This is a genomic window from Ruminococcus sp. RTP21359st1_H3_RTP21359_211015 (assembly GCF_040909065.1).
Taxonomy (GTDB): Bacteria; Bacillota; Clostridia; order Oscillospirales; family Ruminococcaceae; genus Hominimerdicola; species Hominimerdicola aceti.
Genome location: NZ_JBDGDD010000013.1, coordinates 1 through 23,504, shown reverse-complemented (window position 1 = coordinate 23,504; position 23,504 = coordinate 1). Strand labels below are relative to the sequence as shown.

The 23,504-nt window shown below is 40.8% G+C and carries 20 protein-coding genes and 1 other annotated feature; of the genes, 5 read left to right on the top strand and 15 right to left on the bottom strand.

What is annotated here, in order from left to right; genetic code table 11:
- Positions 1-5: 5 nt before the first annotated feature.
- Genes trpA through trpE form a run of 7 tightly spaced genes read right to left on the bottom strand, consistent with a single transcriptional unit; the run spans position 6 to position 7,615 of the window.
- Positions 6-797 carry a tryptophan synthase subunit alpha gene (trpA, locus tag AB5Z01_RS06985; RefSeq protein WP_287216128.1) on the bottom strand — a complete coding sequence of 264 codons (792 nt, stop codon included), beginning with the start codon at positions 795-797 and terminating at the stop codon, positions 6-8.
- The gene (gene trpB, locus AB5Z01_RS06980; RefSeq protein ID WP_287216130.1) at positions 787-1,977 is read right to left on the bottom strand and encodes a tryptophan synthase subunit beta; all 1,191 of its coding nucleotides are present in this window, start codon (positions 1,975-1,977) and stop codon (positions 787-789) included. The genes trpA and trpB overlap by 11 nt, the downstream gene beginning before the upstream one ends.
- Complete coding sequence (locus AB5Z01_RS06975; RefSeq protein ID WP_046440652.1) at positions 1,978-2,610, bottom strand: hypothetical protein; 633 nt, start codon at positions 2,608-2,610, stop codon at positions 1,978-1,980.
- Positions 2,611-3,390 carry an indole-3-glycerol phosphate synthase TrpC gene (gene trpC, locus AB5Z01_RS06970; RefSeq protein ID WP_287216134.1) on the bottom strand — a complete coding sequence of 260 codons (780 nt, stop codon included), beginning with the start codon at positions 3,388-3,390 and terminating at the stop codon, positions 2,611-2,613. It lies immediately after the preceding gene.
- Between the two features lie 3 nt (positions 3,391-3,393).
- Positions 3,394-5,031 carry a bifunctional anthranilate synthase component II/anthranilate phosphoribosyltransferase gene (locus tag AB5Z01_RS06965; protein WP_287216136.1) on the bottom strand — a complete coding sequence of 546 codons (1,638 nt, stop codon included), beginning with the start codon at positions 5,029-5,031 and terminating at the stop codon, positions 3,394-3,396.
- A 12-nt stretch (positions 5,032-5,043) separates the two neighbouring features.
- Positions 5,044-6,120: a tryptophan--tRNA ligase gene (trpS, locus tag AB5Z01_RS06960; RefSeq protein ID WP_022288427.1), complete on the bottom strand. Its 1,077-nt coding sequence runs from the start codon at positions 6,118-6,120 to the stop codon at positions 5,044-5,046.
- A gap of 19 nt (positions 6,121-6,139) precedes the next feature.
- Positions 6,140-7,615, bottom strand: a complete 1,476-nt coding sequence (gene trpE / locus AB5Z01_RS06955; RefSeq protein ID WP_368365409.1) for an anthranilate synthase component I — start codon at positions 7,613-7,615, stop codon at positions 6,140-6,142.
- A 75-nt stretch (positions 7,616-7,690) separates the two neighbouring features.
- Positions 7,691-7,943, bottom strand: a binding site (T-box leader).
- A gap of 206 nt (positions 7,944-8,149) precedes the next feature.
- Between trpE and AB5Z01_RS06950 the strand changes: the two genes are divergently transcribed.
- Positions 8,150-9,472, top strand: coding sequence for an AI-2E family transporter (locus AB5Z01_RS06950; RefSeq protein ID WP_022288429.1), 1,323 nt, complete (start codon positions 8,150-8,152; stop codon positions 9,470-9,472).
- Positions 9,473-9,521: 49 nt separating this feature from the next.
- Here the strand turns inward: AB5Z01_RS06950 and AB5Z01_RS06945 are convergent, their stop codons facing one another.
- The 3 genes from AB5Z01_RS06945 to AB5Z01_RS06935 all read right to left on the bottom strand — a co-directional run bounded on the left by AB5Z01_RS06945 (position 9,522) and on the right by AB5Z01_RS06935 (position 13,031).
- Entirely contained in the window at positions 9,522-10,967 is a 1,446-nt protein-coding gene (locus tag AB5Z01_RS06945) for a D-alanyl-D-alanine carboxypeptidase family protein (RefSeq protein WP_243271214.1), read from the bottom strand.
- Positions 10,964-11,599, bottom strand: coding sequence for a hypothetical protein (locus AB5Z01_RS06940; RefSeq protein WP_243271215.1), 636 nt, complete (start codon positions 11,597-11,599; stop codon positions 10,964-10,966). The genes AB5Z01_RS06945 and AB5Z01_RS06940 overlap by 4 nt, the downstream gene beginning before the upstream one ends.
- A 211-nt stretch (positions 11,600-11,810) precedes the next feature.
- On the bottom strand, positions 11,811-13,031 hold the full coding sequence (locus tag AB5Z01_RS06935) for a peptidylprolyl isomerase (protein WP_195220899.1): 1,221 nt from the start codon (positions 13,029-13,031) through the stop codon (positions 11,811-11,813).
- A 197-nt stretch (positions 13,032-13,228) separates the two neighbouring features.
- Here AB5Z01_RS06935 and AB5Z01_RS06930 point away from each other — a divergent pair, with 197 nt between their 5' ends.
- Both AB5Z01_RS06930 and AB5Z01_RS06925 read left to right on the top strand, forming a co-directional pair.
- Positions 13,229-13,981 (top strand): glycerophosphodiester phosphodiesterase family protein, encoded by a 753-nt coding sequence (locus AB5Z01_RS06930; RefSeq protein WP_287216359.1) that lies wholly within the window; start codon positions 13,229-13,231, stop codon positions 13,979-13,981.
- Position 13,982: 1 nt separating this feature from the next.
- Positions 13,983-14,606: a pentapeptide repeat-containing protein gene (locus tag AB5Z01_RS06925; RefSeq protein WP_287216362.1), complete on the top strand. Its 624-nt coding sequence runs from the start codon at positions 13,983-13,985 to the stop codon at positions 14,604-14,606.
- A 42-nt stretch (positions 14,607-14,648) separates the two neighbouring features.
- Here AB5Z01_RS06925 and udp read toward each other — a convergent pair whose 3' ends face one another.
- From udp to adhE, 5 genes are all read right to left on the bottom strand, one after another.
- Complete coding sequence (gene udp, locus AB5Z01_RS06920; protein WP_195246502.1) at positions 14,649-15,437, bottom strand: uridine phosphorylase; 789 nt, start codon at positions 15,435-15,437, stop codon at positions 14,649-14,651.
- 20 nt (positions 15,438-15,457) lie between these two features.
- Complete coding sequence (locus AB5Z01_RS06915) at positions 15,458-16,012, bottom strand: DUF3592 domain-containing protein (RefSeq protein ID WP_287216358.1); 555 nt, start codon at positions 16,010-16,012, stop codon at positions 15,458-15,460.
- A 62-nt stretch (positions 16,013-16,074) separates the two neighbouring features.
- Positions 16,075-16,914, bottom strand: a complete 840-nt coding sequence (gene nadC / locus AB5Z01_RS06910; protein ID WP_195220904.1) for a carboxylating nicotinate-nucleotide diphosphorylase — start codon at positions 16,912-16,914, stop codon at positions 16,075-16,077.
- Positions 16,911-18,407: an L-aspartate oxidase gene (locus AB5Z01_RS06905; protein ID WP_216553105.1), complete on the bottom strand. Its 1,497-nt coding sequence runs from the start codon at positions 18,405-18,407 to the stop codon at positions 16,911-16,913. Before AB5Z01_RS06905 ends, nadC begins: the two co-directional genes overlap by 4 nt.
- A 283-nt stretch (positions 18,408-18,690) precedes the next feature.
- A complete protein-coding gene (gene adhE, locus AB5Z01_RS06900; protein WP_038671794.1) occupies positions 18,691-21,309 on the bottom strand; it encodes a bifunctional acetaldehyde-CoA/alcohol dehydrogenase in 2,619 nt (872 codons plus the stop codon).
- A 489-nt stretch (positions 21,310-21,798) separates the two neighbouring features.
- On the opposite strand from adhE, the gene AB5Z01_RS06895 reads away from it, so the two are divergent.
- Both AB5Z01_RS06895 and AB5Z01_RS06890 read left to right on the top strand, forming a co-directional pair.
- Positions 21,799-22,557 (top strand): phosphotransferase family protein, encoded by a 759-nt coding sequence (locus AB5Z01_RS06895; RefSeq protein WP_022288440.1) that lies wholly within the window; start codon positions 21,799-21,801, stop codon positions 22,555-22,557.
- 211 nt (positions 22,558-22,768) lie between these two features.
- On the top strand, positions 22,769-23,359 hold the full coding sequence (locus AB5Z01_RS06890; RefSeq protein WP_046441888.1) for a hypothetical protein: 591 nt from the start codon (positions 22,769-22,771) through the stop codon (positions 23,357-23,359).
- Positions 23,360-23,504 lie beyond the last annotated feature (145 nt).

The following is a 23,504-nucleotide window of genomic DNA, read 5'->3' as shown; positions in this document are numbered from 1 at the left end:
TATGTTTAGTTGTCCATGCCCTCACGAACAGACTTGATAAACTTGCCAACATATTCAGGAGCGTCTTTGCCGTGTTCCTCAACAATTTTAACAACAGCACTTCCCATGATAACGCCATCAGCATATTGGGACATTTTCTTTGCCTGCTCAGGATTTGAAATTCCGAAACCTATGCAGCAAGGGCAGTGATCGTTGTTTCGGATAGGTGCAAGCAGCTCGTTGAAATCAGTGGTTATCTCTGAACGCATACCTGTAACGCCCAGTGAAGATACAACATATAAAAAGCCTTTAGATTTTTCAGCTATCATTTTTACACGCTCGTGTGAAGTCGGTGCAACAAGGAAGATAGTGTAGATACCATTTTTCTCAGCCTCGCCCTCAAGCTCTTCACGTTCTTCAAAAGGCATATCTGGAACGATAACGCCGTCTATCTGAGTTTCTTTGCAAAGCTCAAAGAACTTTGCTGTACCGAACTTGAAGATAGTGTTTATATACATCATCAGAAGCATAGGCTTGTCAGTCTGTGTGCGGAGTTTTCTCACAAGGTCAAATATCTTGTCAAGATTTGTTCCACCACTGAGTGAATGCAGAGAAGCTTTCTGAATAGTCGCACCCTCTGCGATAGGGTCTGAGAATGGCACTCCGATCTCGATAATGTCAGAACCATTCTTATACATTTCAAGAACGCATTTTTCTGTTGTGTCCATATCAGGATCGCCTGCGGTGATAAAGGTAACAAGCGCCTTTTTGTTTTCTGCTTTAAGCTTTTCAAAACAAGCGTCTATCCTATTCTTCATTGAGCTCGACCTCCCTGTATCTTGCTATTGAGTAAACGTCCTTGTCGCCTCTGCCTGAAAGGTTGATGACAAGTATTGAGTCCTTATCCATTGTAGGAGCAATCTTAAGCGCAGCGGCAACTGCGTGTGATGACTCGATAGCAGGGATTATACCTTCTGTTCTTGAAAGGTACTCAAAAGCACAAACTGCTTCTTCATCGGTTATGTCAACATACTGCGCTCTGCCTATAGAGTTAAGATATGCGTGCTCAGGTCCGATACCTGGGTAGTCAAGACCTGCGGAAATTGAGTAAACAGGGTCGATCTGACCATATTCGTTCTGCAAAAAAAGCGATTTCATGCCGTGGAATATACCAAGTGAACCCTTTGCAACAGTTGCTGCATGGTCAGGTGTGTCAATGCCTCTGCCTGCTGCTTCTGCACCAACAAACTTGACTGACTTGTCTTCGATAAAGTTGTAGAATGCACCCATAGCGTTTGAGCCGCCGCCTACGCAGGCAACAACACAGTCAGGCAGTCTGCCTTCCTTTTCCATAAGCTGTGCCTTTATCTCAGCACTGATAACTTTCTGGAAATCCCTAACCATTGTAGGATAAGGGTGAGGTCCCATTACAGAGCCTATGCAGTAGTAAGTTGTGTCGATATTTGATACCCAATCTCTGAAAGCCTCATTGATAGCGTCTTTCAGAGTGGCAGTACCGCTTGCAACGCCTGTTACCTTTGCACCAAGGAGGTTCATTCTGTATACGTTAAGGGACTGTCTTTTCATATCTGTTTCGCCCATATAGACCTCGCATTCAAGACCCATAAGAGCACATACTGTAGCGGTAGCAACGCCGTGCTGACCGGCACCGGTTTCAGCGATTATGCGCTTCTTGCCCATTTTCTTTGCCAGAAGTATCTGACCCAAAACGTTGTTTATCTTGTGTGAGCCTGTGTGGTTAAGATCCTCACGTTTGATGTATATTTTAGCTCCGCCAAGATCTTTGGTCATCTTTTCTGCATAATAAAGCATTGACGGTCTTCCTGCATAATTGTGGTAAAGCTCCTGAAGCTCTTTGTTGAACTCAGGATCGTCCTTGTATTTATCGTAAGCTTTTTCAAGCTCGTGAACAGCAGTCATGACAGTTTCAGGAATATATTGTCCGCCAAATTCGCCAAATCGTCCAATTTTACTCATTTATATCCTTCTTTCGGTATTATTTCTGATAGTTTCAACTATCCTTTTTATCTTGTTTTCGTCCTTGAAGCCATCGGTTTCCACTGAACTTGAAAAGTCAACGCCGTAAGGTTGTACCTTTTCCATAGCATAGCAGATGTTGTCCTCGTTCAGTCCACCTGCAAGGAAAAACGGCTTTGATATGTTTAACTGTGAAAATATATCAAGGTCAACACACTTGCCAGTCCCACCGTAGCTGCCTGCTGAAAAGCTGTCTATAAGCAGTTTGTGGACGGGAAGTGCGTCAGCTTTTGCAATATCATCAGCACATTTCATACGAACGGCTTTCCATATCTCACAGTCGCAGTTTTCACGGAGCTTATCAATATACTCTGCGTTTTCCTCACCATGAAGCTGGATAACATCAAGCTTCTGTGCAAAGCTTTTCAGTATATTCTCTATAGGCTCGTTTACAAAAACGCCCACTCGTTTGATTTCCTTATTAAGAAGAAGTTCAAGATCGTAGAATGTGTCAATGTCTACCGTGCGTGTAAAGCCCTCCGACAGTATAAAGCCAGCATAATCAGGGTGGTATGTGTTCACATAAAGAATATCGTCCACACGGCGCATACCACATATCTTGATTTTTGTCATTTATACGCCCTCTCTCAGTTCATGGAGAGTTGTAGCGATATTGCCGCTTCTCATAAGCGTTTCACCTATAAGCACAGCGTCTGCACCAAGGCTGCGTACCTTTTTCATATCGGCATTTGTTTTTATGCCGCTTTCTGAAACAAGCACAGCATGGTCGCCTACTATATTGCTGAGCCTGCCCGTGGTTTCAAGGTCAACGTCAAAAGTGTAAAGATTTCTGTTGTTTATGCCAAGCATATCAGGCTTAAAACCAAGCGTCTTTTTATACTCTTCCTCGTTGTGCACCTCTACAAGACATTCAAGTCCAAGCTCGTGAGCGATATCAGAATATTCTTTCATTTGATCCTCGCTGAGTATAGCCGAGATAAGCAGCACTGCATCAGCACCTATAGCCCTTGCCTCGTAGAGCTGATATTCGTCGATGATAAAATCCTTGCGGAGTATCGGCAGCTTTACAGCCGCTCTTATAGCTTTGAGATATTCCGCAGAGCCTTGAAAATAGTGCTCTTCAGTGAGACAGGAAATAGCGTTCGCACCGTTTTTCTCATATTCGCTGGCAGTTTTCACTGGGTCAAAATCAGGGCAGATAAGTCCCTTTGACGGAGAAGCTTTCTTGACCTCGCTTATGACAGAGAGGGTATCACGCTTGATAGATTTTGAAAATGAAACTGTCTGATACTCTTTTTCGGCTGCCATGTATTTGATATCCTGTCTTGAAACTTTTGATATATCTCTTTCAAGCTGTTCTTTTCTTTTGTCGCAGATATTGTCAAGTATCATTTTTTATCCTCTGTTAGTAAGTTCAACAAGTTCTTCAAGCTTTTTAAGAGCCTTGCCGCTGTCTATCATTTCAGCTGCAGTCTTTACGCCCTCTTCGATGCTGTCGCATTTGCCGCAGATATAAAGTGCACAGCCTGAGTTGAGAAGAACGATATCTCTCTTTGCACCCTTGATTGTGCCCTCAAGTATACCTCTTGTGATAGCTGCGTTGCCCTTTCCGTCCTCGCCAACGATATCAGCAAGCTTGCCTCTTTTAAGACCGAAGTCCTCAGGCTTTATCTCATACTTGATAAGCTTTCCGCCGTTTATCTCGCAAATAGTTGTAGGAGCTGATATAGAAACTTCGTCAAGTCTGTCGTTGCCGTAAACGAGCATTGCTCTCTTTATGCCAAGATTCATAAGCACCTTAGCCATAGGTTCAAGCAGATCAGGGTCATATGTGCCAAGTATCATGAAGTCTGCTTTTGCAGGATTTGCGAGAGGTCCGAGAATGTTGAAAACAGTTCTTACACCTATCTGCGCTCTTGTAGGTCCTACAAATCTCATTGCTGAGTGATATGACTGTGCAAACAGGAATGAAAGACCGATCTCGTCAAGGGACTTTTCAGCCTGTTCATGTGTTGACTGAATTTTAACTCCAAGAGCCTCGAGAACATCAGCCGCACCGCTCTTTGAAGAAACGCTTCTGTTGCCGTGTTTTGCGACTTTCTGTCCTGCTGCCGCAATTACGAATGAAGAGGTTGTGGAAATGTTGAAGCTGTTTGAAAGATCTCCACCTGTGCCAACTATATCAAGAGTACCCTTGACATTGACCTTTGACATTTTTTCTCTCATTACCTTTGCAAAGCCTGTTATCTCGTCGATAGTTTCGCCCTTCATTCTCAGTGCTGTGAGCAGGCAAGCGATCTGAGCATTAGAAGCTCTGTCGCTCATGATGATATCCATTGCTTTATAAGCTTCGTCCTCAGTTAGTGACTTTCCATCACGTACTATTTTGAGATACTTTTTAAGCTCAACTCTCTCGCTGTCAGGAAGAGCTGCAGACTTTGTTTTTGTGGTCTTTATGCCTGCGATATCGTTCAGGAAGTTTTCGATTATCATGTTTCCAACTTCGCCAGTGAGAACTGACTCAGGGTGGAACTGAACGCCGTATGTCGGGTGTTCTCTGTGTCTTATTGCCATTATCTGAGCTTTATCGTCAGTTGCAATAACAGACAGGCAGGCAGGAAGTGAAATGCTGTCAACAACAAGTGAGTGATATCTTGCGGCTTTTATTGTGCTTTTCAGACCGCTGAAAAGTGGGTTTGCAGTGTTAAGATTAATATCTGTCTGCTTGCCGTGAAGCTGCTGCTTTGCGTGAACTATTTTTCCACCGAATGCTTCGGCTATCGCCTGGTGTCCTAGACAAACGCCAAGTATAGGGATCCTGCCACTGAATGTCTTTATGACCTCTTCGGAAATTCCTGCGTCCTTTGGATAACCAGGACCAGGGGAGATGATGATAGCCGCAGGTGACATTTTTTCGATCTCTTCTATGGTTATCTCATCATTTCTTGCTACTGTAATGTCTTTTGTGAGTACGCCTACAGCCTGATAAAGATTGTAGGTAAAGCTGTCATAGTTGTCAATAAGTAAAATCATAGTAATCTTCCTTTACAGTACAAACTTATCAATGAAAGTTTTGTCGTTGAAGTAGTTTATGCCGATAGCATTCCTTATTTCTGAAACAGTTTCGTTTGAAACCTCTATTGCACGTTGTGTGCCTTTTTTAAGTATCTCTATGAGCTGCTCTTTGTCTTTTTCATATTCCTCACGTCTTGCTCTGATTGGTGCGAGAAATTCCTGCATAACGTTGTTAAGGAACTTCTTGCATTTCATATCGCCAAGGCCGCCACGCTCATAATGTTCTTTCATCTCTGCGAGGTTCTTATAGTCAGGGAAGTATTTAGCAAAATCTTCGTCCTTGCTGAATGCGTCAAGATAGATAAATACAGGATTGCCCTCTGTGTGACCAGGGTCGCTTACATTGATGTGTGTAGGGTCAGTGTACATTGACATTATCTTGTTTTTCAGCGTTTTTTCATCGTCTTTAAGGTAAATGCAGTTGCCAAGAGATTTGCTCATCTTTGTGTTGCCGTCTGTACCAACAAGTCTGTTGCAGCTTGCGTTGTCTGGGAGAACAGCCTCAGGCTCAACAAGTATATCGCACTTATAAATTCTGTTGAAGCTGTTTACTATCTCTCTTGCCTGTTCAAGCATTGGAAGCTGATCTTCTCCAACAGGAACATACTTAGCCTTGAATGCTGTGATGTCTGCTGCCTGGCTGATAGGATATGTCATAAAGCCAACAGGAAGGTTTCTTTCAAAGTTTCTCATTTTTATCTCAGACTTGATAGTAGGGTTTCTTTCAAGTCTTGACATTGTAACGAGGTTTGAATAGTACATTGGAAGCTCATAAAGTGCTGGGATATGTGACTGAACGAAGAATGTTGTCTTGTCAGGCTCAAGTCCTACCGCAAGATAGTCAAGCATTACCTCAAGAATGTTTTGTCTTATCTTCTCAGGATTGTCAGCGTTATCTGTAAGTGCCTGAAGATCGGCTATCATAACGAACTGATCAAATTTTCCTGTGTTTTGAAGTTCAACTCTTTTTCTGAGAGAACCTACATAATGACCAAGATGAAGTGATCCAGTTGGTCTATCGCCTGTAAGAATAATATTATTGCTCATGTTATTAACTCCTTTTAAATTATAATTTGCTTGCTTCTTTTATTGCATTTATAACAGCCATTGCCTTGTTGCATGACTCCTGATATTCGTTCTCAGGAACTGAGTCTGCGACAACTCCGCCTCCTGCTTGGATATAAGCCTTGTTATTTTTGAAAAGCACTGTCCTTATAGCGATACAAGTATCCAGCGAACCGTCAAATGCAAGATAACCAACTGTTCCGCCATAAAGGCCTCTTTTTGTTGTTTCAAGCTCGTCGATTATCTCCATTGCTCTTACCTTCGGTGCGCCTGAAAGAGTGCCGGCAGGAAGAACTGCCATAAGTGCGTCAAGAGGTTTTTTATCTTCTCTCAGTGTACCCTTTACATTCGATACAAGGTGCATAACCTTTGAATATCTTTCAACTATCATCATGTCTGTAACAGTTACGGAGCCGAACTCAGAAACCTTTCCTATGTCGTTTCTTCCAAGGTCAACGAGCATTGTGTGTTCAGCTCTTTCCTTTGGATCGTTGAGAAGCTGTTGTTCATTGCGGATATCTTCGTCGTAGGTCGCTCCACGCTTAATAGTGCCTGCAATTGGTCTTGTTACTACCGTTCTGTTTTCAACAGATACAAGCATTTCAGGTGAAGCGCCTGCAACAGCATAATCATTGTGCTTAAAGTAGTAAAGGTAAGGTGACGGATTAGTGGAGCGGAGCATTCTGTAAACGTCAAAGCTGTCTGGCGGATTGTCTATCTCAAATCTCTGTGAAGGAACTATCTGGAAGATGTCGCCCTCTTTGATGTATTCCTTAGCCTTTTCAACGTTTGCGAAATAATGTTCCTTTGTGATGTTGGATTTTACTGTGATGTTGTCCTCCATTGTCTTTGGAGTTTTCATAACAGGCTTGTAATTTCTAAGAGTTTCAACTACTTCGTTGCATATCTTTTCACATTCTTTGTATTTAGTTTCAAGATCATCGCTCTTATTGATGTTGAGGATTATTACAGCCTTGTTTGAAAGGTGATCGTAAGCAACGATCTTTTCAAAAAGGTGCAGGTCAGCGTCAGGAAGCTTAAGATCGTCCTCAGGTGGGTTGCACAGTGTTTTCTCAAAGTATCTTATCATGTCATAAGCGAAAAATCCTATTAGACCACCTGTGAGCTTTGGATAATTATTGAATCTCGGTGACTTGTGGCCTTCGATTATCTCAGAAAAGAAAGCGATAGGATCATCGACTTTTACCGTTTCATCAGCCTTGCCTTTCTCCCTAACAGTAACAACGTGCTTGTTAAGAATATACTCACATTTAGGATCAATTCCCACATAGGAATATCTGCCCCACTGGTCTTTATTATCTACAGATTCAAGAATGAAACAATCATCATACGCCTCGTGCAGACAGTTAAAAAGTTGTATTGGCGTACATGAATCCATGAGAAGCTCATAGAATACAGGCACAGTCTTGTAGTTTTCAAAAAGTTCCTTTACTTGTTCAATAGCAGGGTACAGCATAAATATTCCTCCTAAATGCTTTTTTGTCGTAAAATTGACAATAAAAAAAGTCCTGTCATCACACATAACATCTAGTTATGGGACGATAGAACCGTGGTGCCACCCAATTTCCCGATAATAAATTATCGGCTCACAGATACGCATTCTGACTGGCAGAAATCAATATCCTGTCCTTTAACGCAGGAATCACGGCGAGTGATACTCGTAAAAACTTTCACACCGCTCCTCACAAATCCATTCATCTGAAGAAAATGTATCAGCTCACACCTACCGCTGACTCTCTGTGACCTTTTGCATCAAACTACTTACTTTTGCTCATAGGATTTATCGTATTAACTTTAGTCTTATTATATTCCTCTGTTTCTAAAATGTCAATATCAGAAAATGTAAATAATATTGCTATTTTGTAAATATTCTTTTGCAATTTGGATTTATACCAAAATAAATAATTTTAAATTTTCAATATTCCTTGCATTTATAAATAATGTAGTGTATAATAAAGTAATAGTTAAGGTAATTAAGAAAGGAAATTATATGAAAGTACAAACTAATAAGAAATACACCACAATTGCATTTTATGCAGTTATCGTTATTGCTATAAATGTGCTTTTGGTAGTGGCTGTATTTAAATTTAATACGATCTTAAAGCTTATTTCCACACTTGTTTCTGCACTTACGCCTGTTATAGTTGGCCTTGTGATCGCATTTCTTATAAATCCTATAATGGTGAATTTTGAAAAGCTGTTCAGAAATAAAGTGGTAAAAAATCCAGCTAAGAAAAAGCTTACCAGAGCCTGCTCAGTAACTGTAGCGTCACTTGTTTTTCTGGGGATAGTTGTTGGACTTACTTATGTTGTTGTTCCAGAACTTATAAATTCCATAATTGATATTTTTAACAATGCATCTAACATCGTTGTTAAAGTGCAGGGTTGGATAAATAAGCTGTTTAAAAACTATCCTGATATCGAAACAATGGCTACGGAGAAACTCAAAGCTTTTTCAACTGATTTGGGAACCGTTATCGAGAAGATACAGCCGATGTTTGAAAATATTCTTTCGGGTGCTTGGGGCGTTATTAATGTTCTTAAAAACTTTGTATTTGGATTTATCGTTTCTATCTATATGCTTTGCAGCAAGGAAAAGCTTCTTGCTCAGGCTAAGAAGATAATCATTGCAAACACCAAAAAGTCTACATGTGAGAAGATCATGAGAGTTTGCACTGAAACAAATAAAGTTTTTGCAGGTTTTTTGAGCGGAAAGATCATTGACTCGGCAATAATCGGAGTTCTTTGCTTTATAGGTCTGACTATCATGAATATGCCTTACAACATCATGATAAGTGTTCTAGTGGGTGTAACTAATATTATCCCATTTTTTGGACCGATAATCGGTGCGATACCATCAACTGCACTTATGCTTTTTATTGATCCTAAAAAAGCCATTATTCTTCTCATTTTCATAGTTATTCTACAGCAGTTTGACGGCAATATCCTTGGCCCTAAGATACTTGGTGATTCTACTGGGCTTCCGGGTTTTTGGGTGCTGGTATCACTGTTCTTCTTTGGAAATTTGTTTGGGTTCATAGGTATGGTCATTGCAGTTCCGACTTTTGCATTGCTTTATACTTTTACACGAGAGAGCGTTGTTCAGCGGTTAAGAAAGAAGAAGCTCCCTGTAGATACCGACTATTATATGGAGGATGTTGAGCATTTGTATAAGAAAAATGAAAAGCGTATTCCGCTTACGCCTGAACAGCTTGACGCCATGGTCATTCCAAGTGCTGATGAGGTAAATGAGGTCAACAGAGAGGATGATCCAGAAATAGTTGACGATCACAACGAAAATAAAGATCAGTAAACGCAAAAGAGCGGCCTGTCCACGATTCATAGTGAGCAGACCACTTATTTTATTTCATGTATTTTTTCTGTATTTTTGCAATATGTATCACAGAGTATATTACTATAAGTGCAATAAGTATTGTTAATGTGACCTTGAAAACAGACGATTCAAAGTATGACTTAGCTATTTTAACCTTCGCTTTGACTTGGGAACGTTCTACTTTAGTTGTGGAAACAAGATCTATAGTTGCAAGCACCTCACCTTTGTAGACAAGTTCCATTTTACCAAGCACATCGCCAACTTCAACAGGTGCAACAACGTTGTCAAAAACGGTTATTTTCTTTTCCACATCATTTACTGATATATCTACAGGCCACAGCCTTGTAAAACCATTTGCAGGTTTTAGATTTGCATAATCTATGCCGTCACCGTAGCTTACCTTTACATCACGGACTTCGCTGTTTTTGTCCACAAAATCCGTTGCTACAAGACTTGAAAATGCCCATTTGTAAAGACTGATGTGATCAAGGAGGTTGTAGTAAACATTATCTCCACCATATATGGAATCAGGATCTTCCTCACCCTTCTTCACATCTTCTTCAAGCTTATCCATTGGTGCACCCATTGTCACAATAAGATATGTGGTGCCTTCATATTCCGCATATGAAGCTAAACATCTTCCAGCGGAGTCAAGGGTGCCTGTCTTTATGCCTTTAGTATAGGAGTAGTAATAATCGGTCATTGAGTCAAGCATAAGGTTTGTATTATAAATATCTGTACCATCTGAGTGATAAGAGGTGGATGCCATATGATAGCTTGGCAGACAGACAATATCACGAAACACCTGATATTTGCTTATGGCATATTCACAAAGAGTTGCCATATCCTTGCAGGATGAATAATTCTGTTGCGCCCACAGACCATGTGCATTTGAAAAGTGTGTATTTTCCATGCCGAGTTTTTCAGCTTTTTCATTCATAAGATCTGTAAATTCTGTTATGGAATCGGACACATTCAAAGCGATTATATTCGCTGCTTCACATGAGGATGGGATAAGCAGTGCCGCCAGGAGATCATAACAGCTTACTTCTTCGCCTGGTTGTATATCAGCTGTTGAAGCACCAGTATCATATAGTTCATCAAATGCTTCCGAGCCTGCTGAATAGTATGTATCTTTCAGTTTTTGTTCATCACCTTTGAATTTGTCCAGAAGCACCACAGCAGTCATTATCTTTGTTAGGGAAGCAGGCACACGCTCATCCTCACCGTTTATGTCAACGATAGCTTCACCGCTGTCAAGATTGACCATATAGACCGCTTCAGAGTAAAGCTCCAACGGTATCGCTTTTCCGTCATCGTCATAGCCTGATGTAGGTGTAAAATTGAATGCGTCTGCACACATCGCAGGCACAAGCAGCATTATTGCCAGCGTCATGGATAATATCCTGCTGATTTTTCGTTTTAGTTTCATTGACAGCTTCCTTTCGCACTGTATGTAAAGAGTCTTGCTCATTCAGTTTTCTCATAAAGTATATTAGCACGCTGTTTGCCCACACGTTTCACTCTTTCAAGATATGTGAGTATATTAAGCGTTACCTGTGCATATTCACGAGATATCTTTGCATTAAGGGCAAAGTCTTTAGAAGTGAACTTTTTTGGCAGGTCCTCAGGGAGGAACATATCAAAGTCGGCAGGGCAGTCGATATGTATTTCATCAATAAGACCTTTTGGTATCCTGTCATGGCGTGAAGATCCACGCTTTTTGTTCTTTGACCAGCCGTTAAGCAATCTTATCTCCTCGGTTTCAAGCATACAAAGGCACAAATGAAATCGGGGGTTATCAAGGGTGTATTTTATTTTGTACAGTTCGGGCATGACTTCATAGATAGTGTATTTTCTCGGCGATTTGTGCTTTTCTGACAACTCTCCTGTTTCAGTATCTATCCAACGGACATATTTGACCGCAGGGATAGGGTAGACCACTGTCACGTCACAGTAGTCAAGAAAGGCTTCAAGTTTTTTCAGCAGTTTGTTGAACTGTCTTGTTTGTATCTCGATAACACCGTTCTCGCCTACGATATCAGCCACATATCCGCCAATGCGTATCTCCTGATTTTCACCATATGGCTCAAAATAGTTTTTCAAAACAGCATGAAGCGTTTTCTCGCCTAGAGTTCCGATGCCGTTGCGTTCACGGCTTTTACCTATGATTTTATCGCAAGCATCTTGAAATTTCAGCCTGTCCGTAAGATCACCTCAATTTTTATTATATCAGATATTCACTCTCACGTCAATCACAAAAACGCATAAAAAGAGCCTGAGATCTGCTCAGGCTCTTTAATCATACCATGACCCATCAGGTTATGCTGTCCGCAGTTATCTTGTCCCACTGGTCGCAATACTTGACTTCCATTTTGTCCATTCTTTCGTTGTAAAGCTTTGAGATAGCAGGTGTATCATATGAATAGATCATATCGTCTATGTTCTGTTCTACATAATCCATATCAACCGGCAAACGCTTGATTATGAAATATCCATATGTGTCATTCTCTGTAAGTTCAGTGGAAATGCCGTTTTCTTTTAGTTTGAAAGCGTCTTTTACAAGCTCCTCAGGATATCCAGTCGTATCTTTATTGAAATAATATCCTGTTGAAGGATCTTCAAGACCGAGATCCCAGCCGTACTTTTCAATAAGCTTGTCAAAGTCTTCTCCGTCCTGAGCTTTTTTCAGAACTTCTTCTGCAAGCTTCTTAGCCTTTTCCTTAGCTTTCTTTACACCGTCATCATCAAGCTTCGCATAAGCTGACTGCTTTGCGCTCGCTTTGTCTGAAAGTGACATACTGTCATAACTGTCAGCGGTACTGTCATCAAGATCTACCTGTGCATAGAAAGGGATCATAACGTGAATCTCGCGGCAATACTCGCTTGTATCCTTGACTATTTTTTTAAAGTCCTCTTTTTTAGTTGCATATTTACCGTTATTCTTAAAAAGAGTATCGTTTACTTTAGTATAGATAGCGGCTGTTTCAAGCATTTTCCTGTAAAGATCCTCTGTGAGGTAAGCCGACTTAATGTCATTAAGATAAGCTTCATCAGAATCATAGTTTGCTTTAGCTTTAGCTATCTGGTCATCAATTGTCTTGTTGTCATCGTCTGTAAGCTTAATTCCGTTTTCTTCTGCAAGCTCAGGTGCAACAAGTTCCTGCTTAAGTGCAGTGATAACGTCCTCCATAAGAAGCTTAAAACCACCGTCAGTTGACTTGATAGTGTCAAGGGTTGCTCCGTAAGTGGAAGTGTACTTGCTTATAGTATAATAATAATAGTATCTGAAAGTATCAAAATCAATATCTTTGCCGTCAATGGTGCAAACGATAAAGTCCTTAGTATCAATGGACTTGCCGTCAATTGTAAGGGACGGCTCAGGTGTCTGTTTTTCAGTTGTGCTGTCAACAGATGAAACAGAAGAATCCACTGTGGAAGATACGGTTGATGAGCTGTCGTTATTTTTGCTGCATGAAGTAAAGCTGCAAATAGCTATTGTGAGAGCTGCTGTAACAGCGGCTAATTTCTTTATCATAATAATTGTCCTTTCCTTTGAGAGAAAATCCTCTGCATAACATAAATTTAATTATATCTTATTATTGTGATGATACTGTGTGATAATTCTTAAACTTTCTGTGAATGAAATATATATTATCCAGCGTGATACAGTTGACAATCTAAGTCTGGGAGAGTATAATATAAATGACTTTAATACGAAAAGAGGTATCCCATATGGATTTTGGCCAATATATTGCTCACAGAGGTCTTCACTCAGAACTTGTTCCTGAAAATTCTCTTACCGCATTCAGGCTTGCGGTTGAAAAATGTCTTTCTATCGAGCTTGATGTACGTCTTACAAAGGATTGCCGCATTGTGGTTTTCCATGATAATGACCTTATGAGAATGTGCGGCGTTGAGGGCAAGGTGTTTGATTACACCTATGAACAACTTTCTGCCTTTAAACTTAAAAACAGTGATGAAAAGATACCACTGCTGTCAGAGGTGCTGAAAACTGTTGACGGCAAAGTGCCACTTCTTATTGAGCTTAAAGGCGGTGCGCCATTTGGAGAGCTTGAAAGCCGAGTTGACCATATGATGAAGAAATATAAAGGCGAATTTGCAGTGCAGAGCTTTAACCCATTCTCAGTGATGTGGTTTAGGTTTCATTCACCAAAAGTCACAAGGGGTCAGCTTATCTCAAAATACAGAAAGAATATAGACCTTGAATATATCGAAAGGTTCATCTGCGCCCAGCCATTTATATGGCGTTTTATATCAAAACCGCAGTTCATTGCTGCCGACCTTAGGTCTATAAGCCTTGAAACTGCATTTCAGGCCGTTGATATAGATGCAGACTTGCTCACATGGACGGGAAGAGGCAAAGAGCTTATAGAAACTGCTTCACAGTTTTCAAAGACAGTTATAGCAGAGCAGTTTCCTGATGATTTTGATTTTTCTGACAATTGGGAGGAAAGCTGTGAATAAGATGCAAGACCTTCCATTGTGCGACCTTAACGAAGTCAAACGTACTACAAAACGCACTGACAGCGATATTTCAGGCTGTAAATTTAGCGGAGAATATCTTGAAAGCGAAGATCTCTCCTGCCTGTCATTTATAAACTGTATGTTTGAAAACTGCACCTTTACCGATTGCGATTTTGAGCGTTCCTCATTCGTTGATGTGACGTTCATATCCTGCGATCTGTCAAATTCATCACTGGACTCATCCTACCTCAGCAGATGTGAGTTCCGCTCCTGCAAGCTCGTTGGCGCAGAGTTCAAGGATTGCTCCATTCAAGGTGTAGCCTTTGATTCCTCAAACTGCGGATATGCCATATTTGATAAGTGCAAGCTGTCTGAAACCCAGGTGAAAAACAGTGATATGTCCTCCGCTGAGCTTGTTTCCTGCAATTTAAAAGCATTCAAGACCAGCGGCAGCAAATACCTTGGCACATCATTTTTCAGAACGGCTCTCGGCGGCGTTGATTTTTCTACCTGTCTTGTAAGTGGACTTCGCGTTTCTGATACATTCAGAGAACTCCGAAACGCTGTTTTTTCAGCCAATCAAGCTGTGGAGCTTTCAATGCTCCTTGGAATAAGAATAAAATAATTTTAGCCGCTATGACAATAAACGTCACAGCGGCTTTTTTTATCACTTTTTATCCTGTTCTATCAGTATTTTCACAGCGTTCACCGCACAGTGGATACCTCTTGTGGTGTCGTCGCTCACATTGTCTTCAAGGTCTGCCTTTGAACGCTCCACGTTCCATATAGCTGTTATAACAGCTCCACAACGGACGTGTCTTGTGATACCTACTGAGAAAACTGCGGCACATTCCATTTCGGAAGTCATACAGCCGCACCTTAAATATGCGTCCCAGCGGTAATTTATATCGCCGCTCACAGGCATTGAGTCAGGCTCTACTTCTCCATAAAAGCTGTCCTTGCTGTGGACAACGCCCACATGATAACGCTTGCCAAGCTTATCTTCTGACAGTTCAGCCGCAGCTTTTGCAAGGGCGGTTGTTACAGTGAAATCTGCTACAGCAGGGTAGCCCTCGGGGAGATATTCTTTTGACGTACCTTCGCCACGAACAGCCGCCGAAGCTATAACAAGGTCGCCACCGCTAACGGAAAGATCCATTCCTCCGCTTGTACCGATACGAATAAATGTGTCTGCGCCGCACTTTACCAGTTCCTCCACTGCAATTGCCGCAGATGGTCCTCCGATACCGGTCGAGCACACAGTTACCTTTTCACCGTCAAGATAGCCTGTATAAACATTGTATTCTCTGTTTTGAGCCACCTGTTTTGCGTCATCAAGAAGTGCCGCTATTTTCGGCACTCTTCCAGGGTCACCCGGCATAATAACATATCTGCCCACTTCTTCAGGGATAGTTCTGATGTGAAATTGTCTTTCACCGTCCATAATGCTTGCCATAAAAATTCCTCCTCTCAGAATTATTCGTCGTATGGATAATTATTTTCTTCGTATAATTCATTTTCTGCAAAATTTTTTCCGGATTTCTGCTTTTTCTTTATATGTATAAGCACTATGATAAGCACTATTGCTATAATCGCAAACAGCCCGCCTAATCCACAGAAAACAACTGTTAATATGGTATTGGTTGTATCATTTGGTGCATAAAACGTTTCAGGGTCGTCAGGGTCACAGAATATCTGGATCGTTTGTCCTCTTCTGTATCTGATGTTGCTGGAATATGTATTGCTGTGAGTGGTGTAGAGCTGTCCGTCAACGTTATATGAATACACTGGTGTGTAAACTGTGCTATATGATACGTGTCCGTCATCGTCTTCGTGTTGTTCATCTTTGCTGAGAATATCTGATATTATAGCATTGACTTCAAGAGTACATCTGTTTTTGAGCTGAGTTTGGTGTATTGCAAAACCTATTCCAACTGCAAGAAATGTCACGCCAACCAACATGAAAACTAACGCTATTATTTTCATTGCTGATTTGCTGTAATGCACATGAGATCTTTTGTAATAACGCATATTTTTCCCCCATTTAAGCATAAAAGCCAACACCTTAATATGGCGTTGGCTTTTGTTTTATCTTACTTTTCCATTTTCATTGAAATGTCAAACGCCTTGACTGAGTGTGTGATAGCACCGATAGAAATGATATCAACGCCCGTTTCAGCTATTGCACGGATTGTTTCAGAGGTCACGTTTCCTGAAGCTTCTAAAAGTGCTTTGCCATTTGTCATTTCAACAGCCTTTGCCATATCTTCATTTGTCATATTGTCAAGCATGATTATCTCAACGCCAAGTGTAAGAGCTTCTTTGAGTTCTTCAAGGTTTCCGACTTCAACTTCTATCTTGACAGTATGCCCCATTTTTTCTCTGAGAGCGTTTACTGCGCCTGTCATGCTGCCATATGCGTCAAGGTGAGTGTCTTTTAGCATTGCGCAATCTGAAAGATTGTATCTGTGGTTTCTTCCGCCGCCTACTGTAACTGCATATTTCTGCAAAACTCTAAGACCTGGGAGCGTTTTTCTTGTATCCGCAACAGACGCCTTTGTACCCTTTACAAGCTCAACGCATCTGTTTGTTGCAGTTGCAACGCCTGACATATGCTGAATGATATTCAGTGCCGTTCTTTCGCCTTTGAGCAAGGCTCTTGTTGAGCCTGTTATTCTTGCGATAATGTCGCCCTTCTTGACCTTTTCACCGTCATGGATAAATATCTCACATTTAACATTGCTGTCAAGAAGCTGAAAAACTCTCATTGCAACATCAATTCCACAAAGAACGCCTTCGTCCTTTGAAACATACTTTGCTGTTGAAACTGAATTTTCGTCAACAAGATAATCCGTTGTAACGTCTATATAGTTGATATCCTCCAGCAGAGCTGTTTTAATGATATCGTCGATCTGAAACTGCATTAATCTCATTTGTTTTCCTCCATTTTTTCTTTGGATTTGAGCTTTTCGATAGCGTCCTTTAATACGATATAAGCGACAGTTGTAAGAGATCTTGCTTCAACATAATCTCTGTCTATTTTGAAATTACCGTCACAAAGGAAATTTTTTAGCTTTGTGACTTCTTCAAGATCAGGCGGCAAAGCCTCCTTATCAGGGATAACGAAATATGCACGCTGCATTATATCTCTTATCTCTGTTCTTATGCCATGAGGAATGTGCGGGGCTTCATTGTCTATCTTGAAATCGTATGTTTCAAGGTCACCACTGTCAGATTTTATCTTCTCATTGATGTCAGCCGCAGCACGTCTTGAAAATACCAAAGCTTCAAGTAGGGAATTGCTTGCAAGTCTGTTATTGCCGTGAACACCTGTATGTGAACATTCGCCGCAGGCATAAAGCCTGTCAATGTTTGTTCTTGCATATGTATCAACATTTATGCCGCCCATAAGGTAATGATGACAAGGAAAAATAGGTATCATATCCTTGGTCATGTCATAACCTGCTTCGAGAAGCTTTTCATTTATCATAGGAAATCTGTTTCTGACAAACTCAGGGTCTTTGTGAGTGATATCAAGATAGAATTTGTCAGAGCCTGTTTTCTTGGCTTCAGCCATGATCGCATGAGAAACAACATCTCTTGGCGCAAGCTCCAGACGATCGTCATAGTTTTGCATAAATCTTTCGCCGTTGCAATTTTTAAGATAAGCTCCCTCGCCTCTGACAGATTCAGATATAAGGAAAGTTTCACGAGTGTGCTTGTTGTTAAAGCCTGTTGGGTGGAACTGGATATAGCTGAGGTTTTTTATCTCTGCTCCAAGCTCATGAGCGATAGTTATGCCGTCGCCTGTTGCGATAGCGGAGTTTGTAGTGTATTCGTAAACTCTGCCTATTCCACCAGTTGCAAAAATGGCGTATCTGCAATTATATGTCGTATATTCGTTGTCATTAGTCAGCACAAGAATGGAGAAACCTGTTTTGGTTTTCTTTGCGTTGCACATAACGGCATTTTCGAGTATTTCAACATTATCTAGCTGTTGAACATTTCTTAGTAGAGTTGTTTCGATCTCCAGACCTGTGGTATCGGCATGATGAAAAATCCTGTTCATACCGTGTCCGCCTTCGAGAGTGCGGTGATAAGATCCATCAGGACACTTATCAAAGTCAGCACCAAGCTCTATGAGTTTTCCAATGTCAATATAGGCTTCATCAACAAGGACCTGAGTGGACTCAGGATCATTTTCAAATCCGCCTGCTACAAATGTATCATGTTTGTGATATTCAGGCGAGTCCTTTGGATTGTCATAAACGCCTGCAATTCCACCCTGTGCAAGGGAAGAGTTACACAAGGTCAGCTCTCTTTTGGAAAGCACAAGTACATTTAAATCACGGGAAAGGTTAAGTGCTGCATATAGACCTGCCGCACCGCAGCCAGCGATAATAACGTCATAATTTTTGTTGTTCATATTTGTAACCTCTTTGTATGGCGGAGTGTCGCCAAGTGTTATGTAAAAATCACATCAGATATTGCTCTGAAATAATTTATACTTATTCCATTATACCATATATTTTTTCCTTTTTCAACTGTTATTTGCATATATATAATACACATATCTTACATTATTTTAAGTGCAACTTAACAAAAAAATGACTGCCTGCTCCCTAAAGGGAACAAGCAGTCGGAGGTTTATTATAGATCAACTAATAATCAAATATTAGTCACTCTGCAAATTGCTTTGTCAGCAAAGATTATTTGCCATAGTAAGCCTTGAGGTACATTTCCTTAAGCTCGCTCATCAGTGGGTATCTTGGGTTAGCACCTGTGCACTGGTCATCAAATGCGTCCTCAACCATGTTGTCGAGAGTGTCAAGGAAGTGCTTCTCGTCTACGCCGTAATCAGCGATAGTCTTCTTGATACCAACTCTTTCCTTAAGAGCCTCGATAGCGTCGATGAACTTGTTGAGTGTATCCTCATCGTTCTTACCAACGATACCAAGTGAATGTGCACACTCGCAGTATCTCTCAAGAGTATGTGGATACTGATACTGTGAGAAAGTACCCATCTTTCTAGGTGTTGGGTCAGCGTTGTATCTCATTACCATTGTGATAAGGAGAGCGTTAGCAATGCCATGTGGCAGGTGATGATAAGCACCGAGCTTATGAGCCATTGAGTGGCAAACACCGAGGAATGCGTTAGCGAATGCCATACCAGCCATTGTAGATGCTGTAGCCATTTCCTCACGAGCCTTAACGTCTGTCTGACCGTTGTCATATGCACCTGGCAGATACTTGAAGATAAGCTTCATAGCTCTAAGTGCAAGACCGTCAGTGTAATCTGTAGCCATTACAGATGCATAAGCCTCAAGAGCGTGTGTCAGAGCGTCGATACCTGATGCAGAAGTCAGACCTCTTGGAGCAGACATCATCATATCTGTATCAACGATAGCCATGTTAGGCATGAGCTGATAGTCAGCCAGAGGATACTTAGTACCTGTCTTTTCATCAGTGATAACTGCGAAAGGTGTTACCTCAGAACCTGTACCAGAAGATGTTGGGATAGCAATGAAGTATGCCTTCTCACCCATCTTAGGGAATGTGTAAACTCTCTTACGGATATCAATATATCTCATAGCCATATCGAAGAAGTCAGCGTCTGGATGCTCGTAAAGAACCCACATGATCTTACCAGCGTCCATTGCAGAACCACCGCCGATAGCGATAATTGTGTCAGGCTCGAAAGCTCTCAACTGAGCAACACCCTCAAGTGCACAAGCAAGTGTTGGGTCTGGAGCAACATCGAAGAATGTTTCGTGGAGAATACCCATTTCATCGAGTTTATCTGTGATAGCCTTTGTATAACCATTCTTATAAAGGAACTGGTCTGTTACGATGAATGCCTTTTTCTTGCCCATAACAGTCTTCAACTCGTCAAGAGCAACAGGGAGACAACCCTTCTTGAAGTATACCTTTTCAGGTGCTCTGAACCAAAGCATATTCTCTCTCCTCTCAACGACTGTCTTAATGTTCAGCAGGTGCTTAACGCCAACGTTCTCAGAAACTGAGTTGCCGCCCCATGAACCGCAGCCGAGTGTGAGGGAAGGAGCAAAGTCAAAGTTGTAGAGGTCACCGATACCGCCGAGTGAAGAAGGTGTGTTTACGATAAGACGGCAAGTCTTCATTCTTGCAGCGAACTTATTGAGCTTTTCTCTCTCGTTTATGTTATCTACCCAAAGAACTGAAGTATGACCAAGACCACCGTTGTTTACGAGAAGTGCCTCTGCGATGTCAAGAGCGTCGTCAAAATTCTTTGACTTGTACATACCAAGGATAGTTGTGAGCTTTTCGTGACCGAAAGCCTCTTCAGGAGCTGTGCTTGTAGCCTCGCCGATGAGTACCTTTGTATCCTCTGGAACTTCAAAGCCAGCCATTTTAGCGATAGTTACAGGACGCTGACCAACGATCTTAGCGTTAAGAGCACCGTTGATAAGCATTGTCTTTCTGATCTTATCGGCCTCTTCATCGTTGAGGAAGTAGCAACCTCTCTTGATGAATTCCTTCTTAACATCGTTGTAAACTGTCTTATCAGCGATAACTGTCTGCTCTGTAGCACAGATCATACCGTTATCAAATGTCTTAGAATGAATGATAGAGTTTACAGCGTTTACGATATCAGCAGAAGAATCGATGATAGCTGATGCGTTACCGGCACCAACACCGAGAGCTGGTGTACCAGATGAGTAAGCAGCCTTTACCATTCCAGGACCGCCTGTAGCGAGAATAGTGTCAGACTCTCTCATTATCATATTTGTGAGTTCAAGAGAAGGAACATCGATCCAACCGATGATACCCTTTGGAGCACCTGCTGCAACAGCTGCATCATAAACGATCTTAGCAGCAGCGATAGTTGACTTCTTTGCTCTTGGGTGTGGTGAGATTATGATACCATTTCTTGTTTTAAGACAGATAAGTGTCTTGAATATAGCAGTAGAAGTTGGGTTTGTTGTTGGGATAACAGCAGCGATAAGACCGATAGGCTCGTAAATTCTCATTGTGCCGTAAGCCTTATTTTCCTCAAAAACACCACAAGTCTGAACATTCTTGTACTTGTTGTAGATGTGCTCAGCAGCATAGTTGTTCTTGATAACCTTGTCTTCAACGATACCCATGCCTGTTTCCTCAACAGCCATCTTTGCAAGTGGGATTCTTGCCTTGTTAGCAGCGATAGCAGCAGCCTTGAAAATCTTATCTACCTGCTCCTGTGTGTAGGTAGCGAAGATAGCCTGTGCAGCTCTTACTTCAGCGATCTTAGCAGTCAAAGCTTCCTCTGTATCGACGATGCCGACTGTTTTAGCTTCACTCTTTGCCATAAAATAAACCTCCAATAAATTAATTATTGTTTTTTACTCTTGATAACCCCCGCTCGGGTTTTATCTTAGTTATATTATATACGATTGTTATTTTTTTGTCAATCTTATAAAGTTACAGCTTTTTTGATATTTTACGTCACTTTATTATGCAATATACATAAATATTGAACATTGTTTTATGATAGATTAACAATTCATGACCGTCAAAATGCACAATAAAAATCAGATTGATAAAAATTTATCATATATGCTGCCTGAAAAAAGATTAATAAATATAAGAAAAAAACTAAACAAAAATAAAACAGTTGTGAAAATAACGAAAAAGTGCTTGACATTTAGAAAATCTGTAGTATAATATAGACATAACAGAGATACATAGAAAGCACGGAGATGTAAAGGTGATTTTACACAATAAGGCTGTTGAAAAATCGATGTATACTCTGAAGCTCGACTTAATACCATATTTTAAAATAAAAGGAGATATGACTTATGAAACTTGATAACTTTGTAGCATCCAGCGACATCTATGATGTTTATGAATCTGATGGAATGGCAGTCAGGATCTATAAGAAGCCTGAATACAAGGAAAAGTGTCTGTATGCGGCTCTTACACACGCAAGAGTTGAAACAACACTTGGCAATTCCTTTATAAAGATGCCTGTTCTTCACGAGGTTTCCGTTATCGACGGCAAATGGGCTATTACAATGGACTTTATAAAAGGTAAGACTCTTCAGCAGCTTATGGACGAAAATCCAGACAAGAAAGACACATATCTTAACCAGTTTATCGACATTCAGTGCGAGATACACGCTCAGTATATGCCACTTCTTTCAAAGCTGAAAGATAAGATGGCAAGACAGATCAAGACTCTTGGTCAGATCGACGAGATAAAGAAGTATGAGCTTCTCACAAGACTTGATTCAATGCCAAAGCACATCAAGCTTTGCCATGGTAACTTTGAGCCAAAGAACGTTATCATCAATGACGAAGGTACTTATGTTATCAATTGGGGTTCTGCTAGACAAGGCAATGCGTCTGCTGACGTTGCAAGAACATACCTGCTGTTCTGCCTTAACAATCCTGATCTTGCTGAGGCTTATCTTGATAAGTATTGCGTAAAGAGCGGAACATCTAAGCAGTATGTACAGGCTTGGTTGCCGATCGTTGCAGCAGCACAGCTCATTAAGGGCAAACCAGAGGAGAAGGATCTGCTCATGAAGTGGATCGACGTTGTAGATTACGATTAGTCTTTTCGTTAGGTTGTAACAAATTTGTAACCTCTTATTGTGCAAATAGCTAAAAAATGATTTATCCCGATTATGAGTTTCGTCATAATCGGGATATTTTGTTACAATTCTTTATAATCCCTTTACAGAGTAATTTTCATGTGATATAATGTGAAACTGTTGAAATATGACATAATGATTTAGGACTACAGAGGTTATTCGGAGGATCAATATGAAAAAGCTAATGATAGCTGTTGCTATAGTTTGCACTATGTTTGCTTTGCCGGCTTGTGGAAAAAATGCCGATAATAAAACAGAAAATAATGTTAATCTTACAAATAATGACGTAACGACAGCTCAGACAGAGGTTACTGATGAAGTGCCAGACGAAACTACTTCACTCCCTGACAGAAGCACTCTTGAAAAGATACCAGATGAGGCTGTTGATTCGTTTAATCAGGTCGTAGATGTCTGCAAGGAGATATATCCTTTGGCTGAAAAAACCAAAAGGCTTTATGGTTATACAGGCACTAAGACTGTGAACAAAAAGAATTGTTACATTTTTGTTATATATGATAAAAATGACGATGTGTTGACAAAGGTGGCAACTGTCGCTGCCGAGGTCGCATCAGATAAGCTTTACGTTCTTGATGATGAAACAGGAAGTGCTGAAAAAATCAATACTGAGGATGTTAAAACTCAATCTACAGAGTCATGGGCAGATCAAGTAACTGAGTCTTTTGCTGAATACTATCAGAGCAAAGAGGTTAATGACCATCTTGCTGCAGTTGTTGAAACAGCTGCGGTTAAAACAGTTCGCTAATACTTTATATAGAAAAGGCGCTGTAAAAAAACGCGCAATAAAAAAAGACTGCAACCACCCTTAAAAGGGTAGGAAAGCAGTCTTTTTTGTGGTATAATAAATTTGATGAAAAAATACCAACAAGAATATAATACACCATATCAAT

Excerpts from the sequence above, each read along its gene's own strand:
- trpA (WP_287216128.1), bottom strand. The coding sequence starts at position 797 with ATGAAGAATAGGATAGACGCTTGTTTTGAAAAGCTTAAAGCAGAAAAC.
- trpB (WP_287216130.1), bottom strand. The coding sequence starts at position 1,977 with ATGAGTAAAATTGGACGATTTGGCGAATTTGGCGGACAATATATTCCT.
- AB5Z01_RS06975 (WP_046440652.1), bottom strand. The coding sequence starts at position 2,610 with ATGACAAAAATCAAGATATGTGGTATGCGCCGTGTGGACGATATTCTT.
- trpC (WP_287216134.1), bottom strand. The coding sequence starts at position 3,390 with ATGATACTTGACAATATCTGCGACAAAAGAAAAGAACAGCTTGAAAGA.
- AB5Z01_RS06965 (WP_287216136.1), bottom strand. The coding sequence starts at position 5,031 with ATGATTTTACTTATTGACAACTATGACAGCTTTACCTACAATCTTTAT.
- trpS (WP_022288427.1), bottom strand. The coding sequence starts at position 6,120 with ATGAGCAATAATATTATTCTTACAGGCGATAGACCAACTGGATCACTT.
- trpE (WP_368365409.1), bottom strand. The coding sequence starts at position 7,615 with ATGCTGTACCCTGCTATTGAACAAGTAAAGGAACTTTTTGAAAACTAC.
- AB5Z01_RS06950 (WP_022288429.1), top strand. The coding sequence starts at position 8,150 with ATGAAAGTACAAACTAATAAGAAATACACCACAATTGCATTTTATGCA.
- AB5Z01_RS06945 (WP_243271214.1), bottom strand. The coding sequence starts at position 10,967 with ATGAGCAAGACTCTTTACATACAGTGCGAAAGGAAGCTGTCAATGAAA.
- AB5Z01_RS06935 (WP_195220899.1), bottom strand. The coding sequence starts at position 13,031 with ATGATAAAGAAATTAGCCGCTGTTACAGCAGCTCTCACAATAGCTATT.
- AB5Z01_RS06930 (WP_287216359.1), top strand. The coding sequence starts at position 13,229 with ATGGATTTTGGCCAATATATTGCTCACAGAGGTCTTCACTCAGAACTT.
- AB5Z01_RS06925 (WP_287216362.1), top strand. The coding sequence starts at position 13,983 with ATGCAAGACCTTCCATTGTGCGACCTTAACGAAGTCAAACGTACTACA.
- udp (WP_195246502.1), bottom strand. The coding sequence starts at position 15,437 with ATGGCAAGCATTATGGACGGTGAAAGACAATTTCACATCAGAACTATC.
- AB5Z01_RS06915 (WP_287216358.1), bottom strand. The coding sequence starts at position 16,012 with ATGCGTTATTACAAAAGATCTCATGTGCATTACAGCAAATCAGCAATG.
- nadC (WP_195220904.1), bottom strand. The coding sequence starts at position 16,914 with ATGAGATTAATGCAGTTTCAGATCGACGATATCATTAAAACAGCTCTG.
- AB5Z01_RS06905 (WP_216553105.1), bottom strand. The coding sequence starts at position 18,407 with ATGAACAACAAAAATTATGACGTTATTATCGCTGGCTGCGGTGCGGCA.
- adhE (WP_038671794.1), bottom strand. The coding sequence starts at position 21,309 with ATGGCAAAGAGTGAAGCTAAAACAGTCGGCATCGTCGATACAGAGGAA.
- AB5Z01_RS06895 (WP_022288440.1), top strand. The coding sequence starts at position 21,799 with ATGAAACTTGATAACTTTGTAGCATCCAGCGACATCTATGATGTTTAT.
- AB5Z01_RS06890 (WP_046441888.1), top strand. The coding sequence starts at position 22,769 with ATGAAAAAGCTAATGATAGCTGTTGCTATAGTTTGCACTATGTTTGCT.